Annotated in this window: 9 protein-coding genes; all 9 read right to left on the bottom strand. The window is 35.4% G+C overall.

Annotated features, from left to right (window positions below):
* Positions 1 to 86: 86 nt before the first annotated feature.
* On the bottom strand, positions 87 to 1,055 hold the full coding sequence (locus E5D58_RS04595; RefSeq protein ID WP_235835840.1) for a transglutaminase family protein: 969 nt from the start codon (positions 1,053 to 1,055) through the stop codon (positions 87 to 89).
* Positions 1,018 to 3,573, bottom strand: coding sequence for a circularly permuted type 2 ATP-grasp protein (locus E5D58_RS04590; protein ID WP_136480667.1), 2,556 nt, complete (start codon positions 3,571 to 3,573; stop codon positions 1,018 to 1,020). Before E5D58_RS04590 ends, E5D58_RS04595 begins: the two co-directional genes overlap by 38 nt.
* A gap of 10 nt (positions 3,574 to 3,583) precedes the next feature.
* Positions 3,584 to 6,919 (bottom strand): transglutaminase family protein, encoded by a 3,336-nt coding sequence (locus tag E5D58_RS04585; protein WP_136480666.1) that lies wholly within the window; start codon positions 6,917 to 6,919, stop codon positions 3,584 to 3,586.
* Between the two features lie 330 nt (positions 6,920 to 7,249).
* Positions 7,250 to 9,517, bottom strand: coding sequence for an aconitate hydratase (locus E5D58_RS04580; protein WP_136480665.1), 2,268 nt, complete (start codon positions 9,515 to 9,517; stop codon positions 7,250 to 7,252).
* Between the two features lie 1,389 nt (positions 9,518 to 10,906).
* Positions 10,907 to 13,684 (bottom strand): bifunctional aconitate hydratase 2/2-methylisocitrate dehydratase, encoded by a 2,778-nt coding sequence (locus E5D58_RS04575; protein WP_136480664.1) that lies wholly within the window; start codon positions 13,682 to 13,684, stop codon positions 10,907 to 10,909.
* Positions 13,685 to 14,042: 358 nt separating this feature from the next.
* Positions 14,043 to 14,996 carry an AAA family ATPase gene (locus tag E5D58_RS04570; RefSeq protein ID WP_136480663.1) on the bottom strand — a complete coding sequence of 318 codons (954 nt, stop codon included), beginning with the start codon at positions 14,994 to 14,996 and terminating at the stop codon, positions 14,043 to 14,045.
* Positions 14,997 to 15,001: 5 nt separating this feature from the next.
* Entirely contained in the window at positions 15,002 to 16,387 is a 1,386-nt protein-coding gene (locus tag E5D58_RS04565) for a peptidylprolyl isomerase (protein WP_136480981.1), read from the bottom strand.
* A gap of 25 nt (positions 16,388 to 16,412) precedes the next feature.
* Positions 16,413 to 17,264, bottom strand: coding sequence for a peptidyl-prolyl cis-trans isomerase (locus E5D58_RS04560; protein ID WP_235835839.1), 852 nt, complete (start codon positions 17,262 to 17,264; stop codon positions 16,413 to 16,415).
* Between the two features lie 10 nt (positions 17,265 to 17,274).
* Entirely contained in the window at positions 17,275 to 19,224 is a 1,950-nt protein-coding gene (locus tag E5D58_RS04555) for a peptidylprolyl isomerase (protein ID WP_136480662.1), read from the bottom strand.
* Positions 19,225 to 19,259 lie beyond the last annotated feature (35 nt).

The following is a 19,259-nucleotide window of genomic DNA, read 5'->3' as shown; positions in this document are numbered from 1 at the left end:
ATCAACGCTCATCACTAATGCCGATGCTGAATTAATAAATCAGCAACAGCAGCAGCAACAATAATTAATTGTAAATAAATACACTGCTAAGAAGACTGTATTTGACCATCTGTATCTGTATTATTTAATGATCTAATATCAACAGAAACACTAAGTTTACTGGTGCCAGAGCTATAAACGACTCCTTTTAATGGCGGAACATCGTAATAATCTCTTCCCCAGCCTACAACAATATGTTGATTTTCTGGAATTTTATTGTTTGTAGGGTCAAAATCAACCCATCCGAACCCAGGAATAAATACAGCAAACCATGCATGAGAAGCATCAGCTCCAATTAGTTTAGGTTTTCCTGGAGGTGGTAATGTTTCAATATATCCACTAATATATCTTGCTGGCAAACCCACACTGCGCAAACAAGCAATACCTATTTGAGCAAAGTCTTGACACACCCCTTTTTTCTCTTCCATAACAACATCCAATGGTGTGGACACATTTGTAAAACCAGAAACAAAACTAAAATCAGTAAAAATACGCTGCATTAGCTCTTTTGTAGCCTCAAAAACAGAGCGATTGGGTTTAAAAGACTCTAAAGCATATTCCTTTATATTAGCTTTACTATTCTTTATTAATATGGAGTCTAAAATAAATTGTTTGGGTTCAAAGTTTTCCATAGTATTGACAGACAAACTATCTAATGCCGAAGCCAACGTAACTTGGGTACTTTTCTCTGAATAAAAGCTTTCTTTAATAGCTGAATAATCTCTAGAAATCTTGCATGCAGAGGTTACTGTTAACCTTTTATGTCCTTTTTGTATAGAAAACCGCGTAAGGTTATTCCCAAAAAAATCTTTTCGTTCTGAAAACTCTGATGGTTTTGGATCTATATCGACATGATATTCTAAAAGTTCTTGACCTGGTGACTGCCTTGGCTTAATGGTGGCAATATTATGACCAAATACAACCTCCTCACTATAGCTATACTCGGTAATATGTGTAATTAAAAAGTCCATAACTGTATTAACTAAACTTTTGCCTTGTAAGTTGACTTTGGTCATCAACATGGTTAAAGTAAGTGTCTGAAATAGCCTTTGAAGTTCCGTAAAGCAATTTATTTAACTCAGCCAATAACTTATTTAAACGTTCTCGTAGATATACATTATCTTCAGAAACAAACATAAGATCTTCAACCGAAACTAATCTTAATTTAGAAAAAGCCTCAAAAATCGGTTTTTCATAATCTTGTAAGGCCCCTTTAACCTTTGAATGTGGTAAATGTGCAATATCTTTTTTCAACCGTTTAACCAAATACGTCAATGAACGCGCATATTTTGTATCCAAAAGAATTAAAGAAATGACGCTATTTATATTTATATAGGAGCGATAAGTGTATCTGTAAATATTCAAACTTTCATGACTGTGCAACATAGCCTCTAAAATTTCATATTCTATATAATCTTCCGTTACAACAGTTAACATGCTCTGAAAATTAGATATATTCAATATGACACGCTCAAGATTGAGTCCAATAAAATAAAGAAGCAAACCTTGATCAACCAAAATACTTTCTTCAATTAATCCCATAAATGCTATTAGCCTAGTGATCAATCGGTCTAATACTTTTATCAATTTTTTATAAGATAACAACTTAATATCTTCATTAATTATTGGGTCCCATATTTGATGAATACTTTCAAAAACGCGCCACATATCCGTTGACCATAAGTTTCTAATAGAATAATAAGAATTACTAAACATTGCCAAGGTATGGGCTAAACTCCCTACTTTGTGCTTATCTACAATAACAGAAATTAATTCATCCTTTAGATTACTTACTGCAGGTTCTTTTTTGTCGCCAACAAATCCAGGATAGGTATTAGTTAATTGCGTAACGGAACGTAATAGTATACTCAATTTGGTATTTTGCTCAAGATTAACAACTTCTTCATTGTTTGCCATTTGATTGAGTACCATTCTTAAATGCCTACTCGTCACTAAAGCTCTTCCAATATAACGTCCAGCCCAATATAAGTTTTCTGCGGTTAGACTAGGCAAGTCATTCAATCCTGCCGCAACCACTGTATTAGTATTATCAACCCTTGGAACCTTTGTTCTTACTAAGTTTTCATCTATGATACAAAAATCTTTACTTGTTCCGCCGCGTTGATTGCTAACGCGTACATTTTCTTTAGTAGATGACACCCTTACCAAGCCACCAGACATCACAGTGTATCCTTTATCTTTAGCTATTGTAAACGCTCGGCATACCATATTTCTTGGTTCTAGCTTACCTTGTACTAAATTCGGTACGGTAGAAAACTTTATTTTCTCTTGAGCTACGTATAAATGTGGTCTACTTTTTATTTTAGCCTTTAACGTTTCGAGTTCTTTTTCATTTAAAAACTCAGCAAAAACAATACTTTCCCTATTCGATTTATCTATACGCTTAATTACTAGCTTGGAAATATCAGACAATACATGATCCAACTCTTTTTTTTGCCCACACCACCAGGTAGCAATCTGCGGTAAAATTAATTTCTCATCCAAAAAGTATTTAGCAATAGCCGGCATAAATGGAATAAGACCAGAGTTTTCAATAATACCAATGCCTATTGGATTTAAAATACTTACATTTTTTCTTCGAACAACATCTAACAAACCAGCCACTCCAAGATACGAGTCTTCACGAAGTTCTAACGGATCTACAAAAATATCATCCACCCTTCTGTAAACAACATCCACTTGTTTTAATGCTTTAAGTGATTTCATCCAAAGTTTTCCGTCACGCACCACTAAATCACTACCACGAACTAAAGGGAAACCATAATACGATGCCAGATAGGCATGCTCAAAATACGTTTCATTATGCGGTCCAGGAGTAAGCACAACCACAGTTGGATTAATCTTGTTTTCGGGTGCCGCATTCATTAACAGTCTATTAAAATCATTTAAAAACTGATCTTGTCCGCTTACATGAATATTTCTATATATATTGGGTAATACACGACCTGCAATGGTTCTGTTCTCTAGAGAATACCCCATGCCCGAAGGTGCTTGAGCTCTATCATTAACCACCCACATTCTACCATCTGGTCCTCTAGATAAATCGGCTGCATAAATTGATAAATACTTATCTGTATTAAATTCTATGCCATCACACTGGCGTAAAAATCCTCTGTGTCCAAAAATAACCTCATGTGGTATAATCCCTTTTTTAAGTAACTGCCTGTCTCCATAAATATCTTTTACTACTAAATCGAGTAAAGTAGCTCTTTGTTGCAAACCTTTTTCAACTTTATTCCATTCATTTTTATGCATTATGAATGGCACAAGATTCAAGCTCCATGGGCGATTAAGACCATTGGGGTCATTATACACATTATAGGTAATACCATTTTCAGCTAGATTCCAATCAATTTCTCTTTGTCTTGAAATTAGCTCTTCAGTCCCTAACTTTTTTATTATTTCATATAAATTCTTCCAAGTGTCCTTAACGTCTCTATTATCTTGAAACATTTCGTCATAGGCAGCACCTTCAAAATAGTTTTCAATTAACGACTCAACATCCACCTTCATAAAAAATTAATTATTTTTTACGCAAATCTAAGGTATTTGGAAATTCTGGATCAACAGGAAGCGTTTTATATCTGAACTTTCTTTGGCTTTCCTGTTCTTCTACAGTTCTTAGTGGCGCTGAAACATCACTAGCCGTTATCTCTTCTATAATATCAACTTCGGTTTGAGTTTCTCCTATATCCCAGAAACGATTAATTCTTCTTGACTCTGCTTCGAAACTATTTACAGGAAAAGTATCATACGACCTTCCTCCGGGGTGCGACACAAAATATTTACATCCGCCAATAGATTTTCTATTCCAGGTATCTACAATATCAAAAGCTAAAGGTGTATCTACTCCAATCGTAGGGTGCAAAGCAGAATAAGGATCCCAAGCTTTATATTTAACCCCAGCTACATATTCGCCTTTTACGCTAGTTGGTTGCAACTGTACTTTCACACCATTACAGGTTAACACATATCTTTCCGTAGTAAAGTTTGTAACTTTTACCTGTAACCGTTCTAAAGAAGAATCCACGTATCTCGCCGTTCCGCCTCCTGTCATTTCCTCACCTAAAACATTCCAGGGTTCAATAGCGGCTCGCAATTCTAAATGAATATTATTAATATCTACCATGCCATGTAATGGAAATCTAAACTCAAAGAAAGGATCAAACCAGTCTTCTTGGAATTTATACCCAGCCCTGTTAAGCTGTTTAACCACATCTTTAATATCTTCCCTTACATGATGTTCTATTAAAAACTTATCATGTAATTCGGTTCCCCAACGCACTAGGTCGTGTTCATACGGTTTTTTCCAGAACCAAGCCACCAATGCTCTGACAAGAAGCATTTGTACTAGACTCATTTTAGGATGGGGTGGCATATCAAACCCGCGAAGTTCTAATATTCCCAACCGTCCTGATGATGAATCTGGAGAATATAATTTGTCAATACAAAATTCCGCTCTGTGTGTATTACCTGTTAAATCTGTAAGCAAATGTCTAAACAACCTATCTGTTAGCCAAAACGGTACCTCTCCGTCCTTAGGTATTTGGCTAAACGCTATTTCCAGCTCATATAAATTTTCCATTCGGGCCTCGTCTATGCGAGGCGCTTGGCTGGTTGCGCCAACAAAAGCACCTGAAAATAAATAAGATAAGCCCGGGTGATGTTGCCAAAACGTTAGTAAACTCCTTAACAAACTAGGTTTGCGTAATAATGGACTATCTGCAGGGGTTATACCTCCAAGCGTTACATGGTTTCCTCCTCCAGTACCAGTATGTTTACCATCTAACATAAACTTCTCTGTACCTAATCGTGCTTTTTTCGCCTCACCATAAAGCATCAATGTATTATCTACTAAGTCTCCCCAATTGTGAATAGGATGCACATTTACTTCAATAACACCTGGATCCGGAGTAATCTTCATAGACTCCACTCTATTATCATGAGGTGGATTATAACCTTCTAAAATCACCGGGATTTTTAATTTCTTAGCAACAGCTTCAATGGAGGCTATTAGATCAAGAAAAGCATCAATTGAATTGAGAGGGGGTAAAAACAGGTATAGTTGACCGTCTCTAATCTCTGAGCAAATGGCCGTTCTTACAAAATACTTCGGTTTTTCAGAGTCTATACCATTCTCACAAAAATGCTTGTACCTTGCATTTACTAAACGTTTAAAGCTTGGCAGTTTTTTCCGTTTTTCAAATAAGTCTGGTTCGTAAATTGGAAAATCTGCAAATTCAGGCTTTATTATCAAGGCGTTCAAAGGTAGTCTTAGTCCAATAGGTGATGTCCCTGGCGTTAAAAACAAATGCCTTCTTCTAAAATCCCATTCTGAACTAAACCATTGTGCTTTAGACTTATTTAAAGGTAAAACATACCCCGCAGCCTTATCTGTTCCTCTTTCGAGTATTTCCGCTATGCGTTTCCTAATAAGATCTTCACTATTTTCATCAGTTATATCAATATCAATGGGCATATTGCCTTCTTCCCATAATGAATAAAATGCATCCTCATAGGCAGGCATAACGCTTTCAGTTGATACGCTTAGGTAATCACATAACGTATCTAAAAATAACTTATCACTGCCCTCAGGTACTTTAGAATTTGGAGCAAAGCATGAAAGTAGTTCTGGATTATTCCAAATAACTTTACCGTCTTTTCTCCAGTATAATTGAATCTCCCAACGTGGTAATGGCTCTCCAGGGTACCATTTACCCTGGGCGTGGTGTAACATACCTCCATTGCCCATTTTGTCTAATAAGCGTTTTGTTAAGTTGTTTGCCAACTCTCTTTTGTGAGGACCGTCGGCATCTGTATTCCATTCTGGAGCTTCCATATCGTCAATAGACACAAAAGTGGGCTCCCCGCCCATCGTTAACCGTACATCTCCCTTTTGCAAATCGCGCTCTACTTTATGCCCTAATCTATTAATGGCCTTCCATTGTTGATCTGTATAAGGTTTGGTAACTCTTGGCGATTCAAGGATTCTTGTCACAGAATTACTAAAAGAAAACTCTGTTTCGCAGGGATCTGTCATCCCAGTAACCGCAGCAGCACTATCATAATGCGGGGTACAAGCCAAGGGAATATGTCCTTCTCCTGCTAGTAAACCAGAGGTTGCATCGAAGCCTATCCAGCCCGCACCTGGCAAATACACCTCAGTCCATGCGTGCAAATCTGTAAAGTCCTCCGGTGGCCCAGAAGGGCCATCCAGTGATGGTTCGTCTGCCTTTAATTGTATTATGTAACCAGAAACAAAACGTGCTCCAAAACCTAAATGTCTTAGCACTTGTACAAATAACCAAGCATAATCTCGACATGAGCCTGTTTTAAGCCTTAAGGTTTCTTCTGCACACTGAACACCTGGCTCAAGCCTAATATTATAAGATAAATACTCATATATTTTTTGATTAAGATGTGTTAAAAAATATATGGTCTTTCTAGGCGTGTAATCAATCGTTTTTAAAAATTCGGCTATAAGATCGTGTTTATCATTTACTTCTAAATAAGGTGTCAGTTCTTTTTTTACACTTTCGGCATATTCAAAAGGGTAATCTTCAGCACTTTCCTCAACAAAAAAATCAAAGGGATTAATAGTCTTTAAGTCGGCAATAATTTCCACATCAATCGATAATTCATCAGTCTTTTCAGGAAAAACCACACGGGCCTGATAATTTCCAAATGGATCTTGCTGCCAATTAAAAAAATGGTTTTCTGGAGTTATTTTTAAGGAATAAGATTCAATTGGAGTCCTACTATGAGGCGCCGGTCGAAGTCTAAATATATGTGGAGATAGACTAACTCTCCTATCAAATTTATATGAGGTTTTGTGAGAAAGAACAACTTTTAAGGCCATAAAAAAAGTTTAATGAATACATTTTTCTTTGGAATAAAGTTATTTGTTTATTTCTAAAAAAACTACTATTCAAGGAGATAAAACGACTTAAAACACAATCCAATAAGTAGTTATATAATATCCTTTTTTATTAAGTCTCAAAACGAAATATCCTAAAAAAAAGGATGAATATATTATTTATATGATATTTAAAAACCAGTAAAGCCATACTAATATGATAACAATTTTAACCTATTCGCCCATTAAATGGTGCTATAATTTTTATACTAAGAATATTAGTAATAATAAACCAACACCAAAATGTTGGTTTTTATGTTAGCTAAAGAAAGATTAAGCATTTTGCTTCTTTATAAGATTTAAGGCAGACCCTTCTTTGTACCAAGCAATTTGTGCATCGTTATAGGTGTGGTTCAACTTGATAATATCTTTGCTGCCATCGGTATGTACTATTTCTAGTGTTAATTGCTTGTCTGGAGCGAATTCATTTAAATCCAAAAAGTTGAAGGTATCATCTTCCTGTATTAAATCGTAATCCGATTCATTAGCAAAGGTTAAACCTAACATACCTTGTTTTTTTAAATTGGTTTCATGAATACGCGCAAAAGACTTGACGATTACTGCGGCGACACCTAAATGACGTGGTTGCATTGCTGCATGCTCTCTAGATGACCCCTCGCCATAGTTATGATCTCCAACCACCACAGTTTTAATGCCCTTGGCTTTATAAGCACGTTGAACATCTGGCACACCACCGTAATCACCCGTTAATTGGTTTTTAACAAAATTTGTCTTTTTATTAAAGGCATTTACGGCACCAATTAAAGTGTTGTTGGCAATGTTATCTAGATGTCCTCTAAAACGCAGCCATGGCCCTGCCATAGAAATATGATCGGTAGTACATTTTCCAAATGCTTTAATTAATAGTTTAGCCCCAGTAATGGAATCCCCTAAAGGCTCAAATGGCGTTAAAAGCTGTAAACGTTCTGAATCGTCTTTTACCACAACATTAACGTGACTTCCATCTTCCTCTGGTGCCAAATACCCATTTTCTTTTACATCAAAACCTTTAGGTGGTAATTCCCATCCTGTTGGTTCGTCTAACATGACCTCCTCTCCATTTTCATTTATTAGCTTGTCGGTCATTGGGTTGAAATCTAACCGTCCAGCTATCGCAATTGCAGCCGTGATCTCTGGTGACGCTACAAAAGCATGCGTATTTGGGTTACCATCGGCACGTTTTGCAAAGTTTCGGTTAAAAGAATGTACAATACTGTTTTTTGGTGCGTTTTTAGGATCTGAATATCTAGCCCATTGCCCGATACATGGTCCACAAGCATTAGTAAATATCTTAGCATCTAATTTTTCAAAAACTTGAAGTATCCCATCACGCTCAGCAGTATAACGTACTTGTTCAGAACCTGGATTGATACCAAACTCTGCTTTAGTTTTTAAGCCTTTATCTAATGCTTGTTGGGCTATTGATGAGGCTCTTGACAAGTCTTCATAAGAAGAATTAGTACAAGACCCTATTAATCCCCATTCTACTTTTATTGGCCAATCATTATCAGTGGCCTTTTTAGACATTTCTGAACCTACAGTAGTAGATAAGTCTGGTGTAAAAGGTCCGTTTAATAGGGGGCCTAGATCTGATAGATTAATATCTATTACCTGATCAAAATATTGTTCCGGATTGTTGTAAACTTCTGGATCTGCGGTTAAATGAGGCCTTACATCATTAGCAGCATCTGCCACATCTTCTCTATCCGTTGCTCTTAAATAACGCTCCATAGAATCATCATAACCAAAGGTAGATGTAGTTGCTCCTATTTCGGCTCCCATGTTACAAATGGTTCCTTTTCCAGTACAAGACATTGACAAGGCTCCAGGTCCAAAATATTCTACAATGGCACCTGTTCCACCTTTTACCGTGAGAATTTCTGCAACTTTAAGTATAACATCCTTAGGTGCGGTCCAACCCGATAGTTTACCTGTTAATCTAACACCAATTAATTTTGGAAACTTTAATTCCCACGCCATGCCAGCCATTACATCTACAGCATCAGCTCCTCCTACACCAATGGCTACCATCCCTAAACCACCAGCGTTAACCGTGTGAGAATCGGTACCAATCATCATCCCTCCAGGAAATGCATAATTTTCTAAAACTACTTGGTGAATAATACCTGCTCCAGGTTTCCAAAAACCAATACCATATTTGTTGGAAACAGACTCTAAGAAATCAAACACTTCACTACTTACCGTGTTGGCATGCTTTAAATCTTTGGCAGCCCCTTCTTTAGCTTGAATTAAGTGATCACAATGCACCGTTGTAGGCACTGCTACCTTATCTTTACCAGCTTGCATAAACTGCAACAACGCCATTTGTGCTGTCGCATCCTGACACGCAATTCTATCGGGCGCAAAATCAACATAATCTTTCCCTCTTTGAAAGGCCTTAGTTGGCATACCATCCCAAAGGTGATTGTACAATATTTTTTCAGAAAGCGTTAGTGGTTTTCCAACAACTTCTCGTGCCTTATTAACGTTCTCTGCCATTTTGGAGTAAACGCCTTTTATCATGTCTATATCGAATGCCATAACCTGTATATTTAATGTTTAATGCTTTTATGTTCAGAATCACTAATATACGAAATTTGGACACCGATTGAAACCGAATGAAATAGAGTTCTTTTATTTTAAATTTGGTAAAATCTATTTAACCAGATCAGTTAAAACCTTAGAATATGTGGGCTACTTTTTTCGTAAAGCAAAAAACTGAATTCTTTGACTTTATGAGAAAAATTGTTAAAATTCGTGTAATGTCGGCTATAAGTCATTAAAATTACTCACCTCGAAAGTTAGCAAATATTGGCACTCAAATCTTTTAATTATAAAAATATCTGCCACAACTTTTTATTAACAAAAGTTGATAAATTTCCGGTAAATCCCTAGGACAAAAGGTGGTTTCAAAAAAAACTCTTACTTAAAATAATTTGTTTAATAATTTAAACATCACAACAAAAGCACTAAATTTGTAGAGTAAAACAAAAAACGCCAATGCTGTTAACACTGACGTTTTTAAAAAGGAGACTAAATTTTGTACATCTAGTCAAAAACATCTCTTAATTTCTGTTTATTTGTTTTGGACGCAAATAAAACTTTTAGAAATTTAAATGTTTCGTTTTCCTTAAATAAGAATTCAAAGGCATTCTAATGGCAACTAACGAATGCCTTATTTTTCTAATTCAAAGATACTATTATTTCATATTGATTTTACACGAATTCATGCAATATTTTTTCACAAAAAACACACAAAGCAATGAAAATCAATTGATTAAAAACTTACAAACAGAAAAAAGTTAACAACTTTCATAATAAAATTTGGTATCACTTCACTAACAATCATTACAAAAACCTAAAAGACCAAAAAAAGTCGCTGATTATCAGTTATTTATAATAACAAAACATTTACTAGCACCGTATACAAAAGCATTGCGTCTAACCTTTACCTTCGGAAAGATCAGCGCAACCGAAAAAAATTCAGCCAATTTTGGTATTTTGGTGTTTCGCAACGCTTTGCATATATAACGTTAAACGAATCACTCCAAAAACCCAAGAATTTTAGAATTCAAAACCCCAATAGCAAGTACGCCCGCGTTAGGAGTTAAAATGACATCTTTTTTAACCTAAGCAAATAAGACGTCATTACGAGGAGGTATGACGAAGTAATCTCTTTACTGTTTAGAGATTGCTTTACCATATTCCCAATGACGTTCGTTTGAGATATTAAAAAGATATAGTGGAAAGCCCTACCTGTTTCCTGCAAGGTTTTGGAAAACTTGTAGGTATTAAAGGTAACGATCTTTTAAAAATCAAAGGTGAAATGAGAAGATTGTCACGTCGCTCATGCTTCGCTCCTCACAATGACGCATAAAAAAAAGCCCGAGCATAAAACTCAGGCTTTTAAATATATGATTGAATCTGTAATTAGATTACCAATTCTTTTTGTGACGGCTTAAACTTAGTTAATACAATACCTTCAACTGCTTTTTCATACTCTTCCATAGTTGGTGTTCTTCCTAAAACAGTCGATAACACTACTACCGGAGTTGATGATAATAAAGACTCTCCTTTTTTACCATCGGCATCTTTAACCACACGCCCTTGGAACAAACGTGTAGAGGTTGCCATAACCGTATCTCCTGGTTCTGCCTTTTCTTGATTACCCATACAAAGGTTACAGCCAGGACGTTCCAAATATAGCATGTTTTCATACTTAGTACGCGCCAATCCTTTAGGGGCACTATCATCAAATTCAAATCCAGAATACTTCTGTAGCACTTCCCAATCGCCTTCTGCTTTTAACTCATCTACAATGTTATACGTTGGAGATGCAACAACTAAGGGTGCGTTGAATTCAACCTTACCATGCTGCGCTTCAATATTCTTTAGCATCTGAGCTAAAATCTTCATATCCCCTTTATGAACCATACAAGAACCAACAAATCCTAGGTCTACTTGTTTAGTACCACCATAATAAGATAACGGACGGATAGTATCGTGCGTATAACGTTTTGAAGGATCATCGTTGTTTACATCTGGATCGGCAATCATTGGTTCAGCAATTTCATCTAAATCGATAACCACCTCTGCGTAATACTTGGCATTTGAATCCGGTCTTAAAGCTGGTTTAATTCCTGTTTTTATCTCAGTAATTCTAGTATTCGCTTTATCAACTAAGCCTTGCAGTACTTGCTTATCATTATCCATACCTTTCTCAATCATGATTTGGATACGGTCTTTAGCAATTTCTAACGATTCTATCAACGTTTCATCTTCTGAAATGCAGATAGATGCTTTAGCTTTCATTTCTGCAGTCCAATCAGTAAACGTAAAGGCTTGGTCAGAAGTTAATGTTCCGATATGAACCTCAATAATTCTTCCTTGGAATACGTTCTCTCCTCCAAACTGCTTTAGCATTTGTTGCTGTGTTGCATGAACCACATCACGGAAATCCATGAAGCTTCTCATGTTACCTTTAAAGGTTACTTTAACCGATTCTGGAATTGGCATGGTAGCCTCGCCAGTAGCAAGCGCTAAGGCAACGGTTCCTGAATCTGCTCCAAAAGCAACACCTTTGGACATACGTGTGTGTGAATCTCCACCAATAATAATATCCCAATCATCTACTGTAATATCATTTAATACTTTATGAATTACATCGGTCATAGCATGGTACTGACCTTTAGGATCACGTGCTGTAATTAATCCGAAGTCGTTCATAAACTTCATTAATTTAGGAATGTTAGCCTTAGACTTATCATCCCAAACAGATGCCGTGTGACATCCAGATTGGTAACTCGCATCAACAATAGGAGAAACCACTGTTGCTGCCATCATTTCTAACTCCTGAGAAGTCATTAATCCTGTAGTATCTTGAGACCCTACAATATTAACTTCTACACGAACATTAGATCCTGTATGTAATGTTTTACCTGGAGTGGTTCCAACAGCATTTTTATTAAAGATTTTTTCAACTGCTGTTAAACCTTGCCCTTCAATAGATATCTCTTTAGAAGGTGCATAAACTTGAGGCACATCTATGCCTAATAGCTTACAAGCAAAGGTTTGTAATTTTTTACCGAAAACCACAGCATAAGATCCACCAGCTTTAATAAACTCCATTTTTTGTGGTGTTAAAGCAGCAGAAATATCTTTTAACTCTTGGTCTCCCTTATATAATTTCTTTTCTTTTGTATTGATTGTTAGAACAGTTCCTGTTTCAACAGAATATACTTGTTCTAATACTGGCTCTCCATCAGCGTCGTAAACTGTTTTTCCTTCTGCATCTTTTTTAGTTACCCAGTTTTTAAGGTCGATTCCAATTCCTCCAGTTACACCAACAGTCGTTAAGAAAATTGGGGCAATTCCATTAGTCCCAGCAATTACAGGAGCAATGTTAATGAATGGTACATAAGGACTTGAAGAAATACCTGTCCAAAGTGCCACGTTATTTACACCAGACATTCTTGAAGATCCCACACCCATTGTTCCTTTTTCCGCGATCAACATCACACGCTTATCTGGATGTTGCGCTTTTAAAGCCAACACTTCTTGTTGCATGTCTTTATTATGCTCAAAAATACACTGACCGTGTAACTCTCTATCCGATCTAGAGTGTGCATCGGCACCTGGGGATAATAAATCTGTTGAAATATCACCAATCCCAGCAATATATGTTACAACATCAATCTTCTCTTCTACTTCTGGAAGTTTGGTAAAGAACTCAGCCTGAGCGTAACTTTCAATAATATCTTTTGAAATAGGACACCCCCTTTTTATAGCAGCTTCCAATCTCTCGATATCAGCCTCATACAAGAAAACCTGCGTTTTTAAAACTTCAGCAGCTTTCTTAGCGATATCAACATCTTTTTGATCTAAAACTAAATCTAGCAATACTTTAATTGAAGGACCTCCTTTCATGTGAGACAATTGCTCAAAAGCAAAATCGGGAGTAATTTCTTCAACAACAGATTCACCAAGAATAATCTCTTTTAAAAATTCAGCCTTGACACCTGCAGCACTTGTAGTTCCTGGTAAGGTGTTATAAATAAAAAAATTTAGAGAATCTTCTCTGTGTGGGTTATCTGAATCTTTAATCTGAGCAATAATTTCGCTGGTTAGTTCAGCCGCATCGATTGGCTTAGGATGTAATCCCAGAGCTTTTCTTTCCTCAATCTCCTTGATGTAATCGTTGTAGTTCATAAATGAATTTATTTCTATGTTAAATTGCCTTGTTTAAATAAATCGAGCTTTTTTTCAGTCTCTAAACATAACCATACTTTTATCAAAAGAGTAAGGTTGAATTTTAAACAAAAGCGACGCAAAATACAAATTTAATGCAAAGATGTAAAACTAAAAGTAAGATATAAATACGTATTTATACTTAATTATTATAGTAGCATAATTATTAAATATGATTTAAATTTTATCAAAAAAAACTTCATAAAATGCATATTCAACAAGTCGATGTTTTAAAAAACTTGCGCTATACCATGCTTTCGAAAATTCATTAAACAGAACAACGAATTAATTAGGATAAAAGCGCAGCATTAATTCAGACTTAAAATAAACCCTTTATAATCTGTGTTTCTGAAATACCCTCGGCCTCAGCTTTGTAGTTTTTAATAATTCTATGCCTAAGTATACCTTCTGCTACGGCTTGAACATCTTCAATATCTGGCGAAAATTTACCTTGAATAGCCGCGTGTGTTTTGGCCGCTAACACTAAATTTTGAGAAGCTCTTGGTCCTGCTCCCCAATCAACATATGTTTTAACAAGTTCAGGTGCCATCTCGGAATTTGGGCGTGTCTTGCCAACCAAAGCCACCGCATATTCAATAACATTATCTGCCACAGGTATCCGACGAATTAAGTGCTGAAAGTCGATAATTTCCTTGGCTGAAAATAAAGCATTTATTTTTAAATCGGTATCGTTTGTTGTAGCCTTTACCACCTCTACTTCTTCATTGAAAGATGGATAATCTAAATTAATAGCGAACATAAACCTATCTAACTGAGCTTCAGGTAAGGGATAAGTTCCCTCCTGTTCTATTGGGTTTTGCGTAGCTAAAACAAAATAAGGTAAGCTAAGTTTATAATGATGTCCTGCAACCGTAACCGCCCGTTCTTGCATCGCTTCAAGCAGAGCTGCTTGTGTTTTGGGAGGGGTTCTGTTTATTTCATCTGCTAAAATAATATTTGAAAAAATAGGGCCTTTAATAAATTTAAAATGTCGGTCTTCGTCCAAAATCTCACTACCTAAAATATCACTAGGCATTAGATCTGGGGTAAACTGAATACGTTTAAAATCTAACCCTAAGGCCTGAGCAATTGTGTTTACCATTAAGGTCTTTGCTAATCCTGGAACACCAATTAATAAAGAGTGTCCCCCAGAAAAAATTGAAATTAAAATCTGCGTTACTACCTCTTCTTGACCAATAATAATTTTGGATATTTCTTTTTTTAAATCTTTGAATTGCTTTACAAAGTTTTTAACGGCAACGACATCTGACATACGACTTATTTTTTTAACCAATTACCGGAGAAATCACAATCTCTATAATCACCACTAATTTTGATATAAGTATCTACTATATGTTCTTCTTGCCACGCTTCAATGGCTTTTATCTTTTTCTCTTCTAGTGCTAGCTGTTTAATCTTTAAATAATCTCTAGCATAATCTGCTTTATGCTCGTTAACCCTATCTGTAACTCGCAATATCTTAAACTTAACATTGCCTGTTCTATCTTCTTCCCTTAAAACTAAACTTACCTCTCCATCTTTCAAATTTTGTATTTGGGAATACAATTCAGGATCCATTCTTGTTAGTTCAAAATTATAGTCCTGTGTTGTTGGATTAATTAACTGCCCGCCATCATTACGTGTCTCTTCCTCATCACTTGCCTCTCTAGCAGCATCGGGAAACGATATTATGCTATCAACTATTTTTTTTCTTACGCCTTCTAACCGTTCTTTCGCCTCCTTAATAGCTTCGCTAGACACTTTTGGTGTTAATAAAATGTGTGCTACGTCATATTCTTGACCTCTAATTTTTTCGAGCATTATGATATGATAACCAAAATCAGTCTTAAATGGTTCAGAAATTTCGCCTTCTTGCAACGAAAACGCCACTTCTCTAAACTCCTTTACCATTTGAGGCTTTTTTCTATGCAACGTATATTTCCCGCCTCTTGATGCTGAACCTGGATCCTCCGAGTACAGAACTGCTTTAGACCTAAAACTAGCTCCTCTTTCAAGAATATCTGCTTTAAAACTTTTCAATCTATCGATCACCTTTTGTTTAGCCTCCTCAGAGACAATTGGTTCTGCAACAATCTGCGCCACTTTTAATTCTGTTCCAAAAGTTGGTCTTTCTTCTTCAGGTATTTTTTTAAAAAAAGTCCTCACTTCTTCAGGTGTTATTTCAACCGCTTCGACAATTTGACTTTGCATACGTTGCGCAAGCATATTGGCTTTATTAATTTCAAACATCTCATCCCTAAAGCTCTGCTCATCTTCTTTTTTATAAATAGCCAAAAGCTTTTCCATAGATCCATTGGTTTGCTGCAAAAACTGCTGAATCTGATAATCTACATTTCGTCTAACTTCGGAATCTGGAATAATAATACTATCTTGAATAGCATGATGCGCATATAACTTATCTTCTAGTAGTTTTCCAAACAACTCACAAGACCCAATTTCATCTGTGTTTACGCCTTGAGCTTTCAGCTGAAGCATCGTTTTATTGATGTCGGAATCTAAAACAATGTAGTCTCCTACTACGGCTGCAACGCCATCAACTTTTCTTGCATTTTTTGTAACTACAGTATCTACCTTTTTAGATACAGTCTCCACTTCATCTTCAATAATTTCTTGGCTAAATGCTTGAATATTAAAAAGCGCCATATATATGGCTACCAGACATTTTAAATTAATTATATATTTCAAATTGTTTGTTTTTTATAGCATCCTTGGTAATATCTTTTTCCAACTCTCTAATGAGTTCAAGTTTTCGTTTGTTAATCACTATCTGATCAATTGTGGGCTTAACATACTCTAATGGTGCTGTTTCATTTCTTAGTAAAACCTCATTTATTTGCATCAAATATACTCCTAATGAATCTTTGAGTTGTATAAAATTAGATTTTTTTAACAGTTGGTTTTTGTTTTCTGGTGTAACAACAGGAATTTTCTTGATAACATGGCTTAATTTAATCCATATCGAATCATTAAATGAATAGGATTTAAATTGAATGGATATAGAATCTAAGATTTTCTTATCCTCATTATCAAAACGCTCAAAACGCTTTTTAATCTTCTTATAATCAAAAATGTTTTCATCTAAGTGTACATATCGAAACTTAAGAAGTTCCTCATTAAGTTTAAAAGCCTCTTTATTATTTTCGTAGTACTTCCTAGCCTCATTAAAGGTTACTGTTGTATCAATATTACGCTGGATAAGGGCTTGCATATATGCTTTGGTATATAAATCATTTCTATACTGAACTACCAGTTTATCAAACATACTCTGCTCATCTTCACTTAAATTCAAAACAGCACCATCTAGCAATAGTTGTTGTGTAGCCCATTTATTGATAAAGTTTTGAACTATTAATGTGCTATCCGCTTTTGATGCTTCACTAGGAACCAAATCCTTTATGTCATTATAGTACAAATAACTCTCATTAACTCTAGCTACAAGATTTTCCTCATCTGGTTTTTTTAAATAACCACATGAAATAAAAAACACTAAAAGCCATATGAATACTAATGTTTTACGCACCTTTTTATGTTTATTTAAGCTCTCCTTTCACTTTATTAAGCACGGTTTCATTAACCTCAACCTTATATTTATTAGCCAAATCACGCATCCACTTTTCCTCCTTGTAAGTTTGATAATCATTAATAACCGCTCCTTTGGCTTCATCGAGTGTTTTCTGCTGACTCGGCATAACTTCTTTAACTTGAACTACTACATAGGACTGATTATGTTTATATATTTTGGAAACCCCTTTTTGAAAAACTAAATTTTCTGGTAGTCCTTGATGTGAAGCGTCCAGAACACCAGTAGTAAAAATAACTTCTATTTTGTCATTACTATTAACCAAAGTTTTTATCTTTTCCACCTCTAAGCCCTGCTCCAAAAGTTTTGACACCTTTTTAATATTTTTTTTGCTCGAAGACGTTGCTACAATCGCATCAATCCTTTTTGGAGTCACATAGTTTTGCTTATTATTTTCATAGTAGTTTTGTACCTCAATCGAGTCTGACTGAGTTTCATTCCAAATGGTCTCTTCCATTAACTCAAACAGTAATAAGCCATCTCTATACTCAGAAATTAGATGGGCATATTCTTCATTGTCATTTTCTAAATGATCCTCTTGATACTGGATTACTTCTTGACCTAAAAAATCTTGGTATTTCTTAGTTAGTAATTGCTCAAAGGGTTCTTTTTGTCTTGAAGTTCTCATTGTTCTTAAAAGGAAATCGGCAAAATCTTGATACGCTATATTTCTATCTCCAATCATCACTAAAGATTCGTTGCCTTTAAAGTTATCTGGTAACTTCCATGAATTGGTAAAATAGCTTTCATCCAATATCGATTCAAAATAACTTAAATCTGGTTGATGGGTATCAACTTCATATTTTTCAACTAGTTTCTTTATCAAGGCTTCATTAATTAATCTAGATCTTGAATCTTTCTTTACGCTCTCAACTAATTCAGGCTCCAACGTTTTAAAATCTGGAACTGGTTTTTTGCCCAGTAACTTAATGATATGCCACCCATAATTAGTTCTTACAGGTTTAGAAAACTCACCAATACTATCTAAAGAAAAAGCTTTATCAACAAAAGGTTTTGCATCTATATCACTTCTTCCAAAAGCAGCCAATTTACCACCATTTTGAGAAGTATTTCGGTCCGTTGAAAACTGCTTTGCAAGTTCCTCAAAGCTTTCTCCTTGCTCAAGTTTCATATAAATATCTTGAATTTTGTCTTCTAGTTTTTCAGACAAAGAATCATTTTCTCTTTCAGCAATCATAATATGTGCTACCTCAACTTTTCCATCTGACTTTCTTTTATCTATAACCTTTACAATGTGATATCCAAAACGTGTTCTGAAAGGCATGGAAATTTCACCAACATGGGTGTTATATGCCATACTTTCGAATTTATAAACCATTTTAAAAGCACCAAAATACCCCAGTTTTTCTCCAAAAACCGTTGAACCATTATGTACTTCTTCTCTAACCTTATCGAAACCCTCTTTTAGAGCTCGTTCTCTAAGTTTTAATAAATCGTTGTATACTTTTAAAGTGTCTTCTGGAGTGGCTGTTTCTTCAATCCGAATTAAAATATGATCCGCTTCAACCTCATACACAGATCTTTCGTAAGCCTCTTTAACCAAGTCCTCTGTTACTTGAGGGTCTGACATATAGTTTTTTGCCAATTGCTTTTCATAACTATTTAGCTCTTTTAAGTACGATTTTTTCTTATCGTATCCTAAATTTCTAGCCTCCTTAAGCTTTAACTTATATCTTGTAAAAAGTTTTAAATACTCGTCTACATCTTTTTGAGAATCGTCTTGAACTAAATCCAGATTCTTCCTGTATACTCTAATAAATTCAGAGGCGTATACTGGTTCATCGGCTACTGTAAAAAGCACTTCTTTCTCAACTAACTGGGCGTAACCAGGCATTGCCAATAAAACAAAAAGTAACGTAAATAAGGGTCTAAAATTCATTGAAATATTTTTTTTGAATAGATACAAAAATAGTA

Origin of the sequence: Cognatitamlana onchidii, assembly GCF_004804355.1 — a bacterium.
Lineage (GTDB): Bacteria > Bacteroidota > Bacteroidia > Flavobacteriales > Flavobacteriaceae > Cognatitamlana > Cognatitamlana onchidii.
This window is presented reverse-complemented; position numbering and strand designations above follow the sequence as displayed.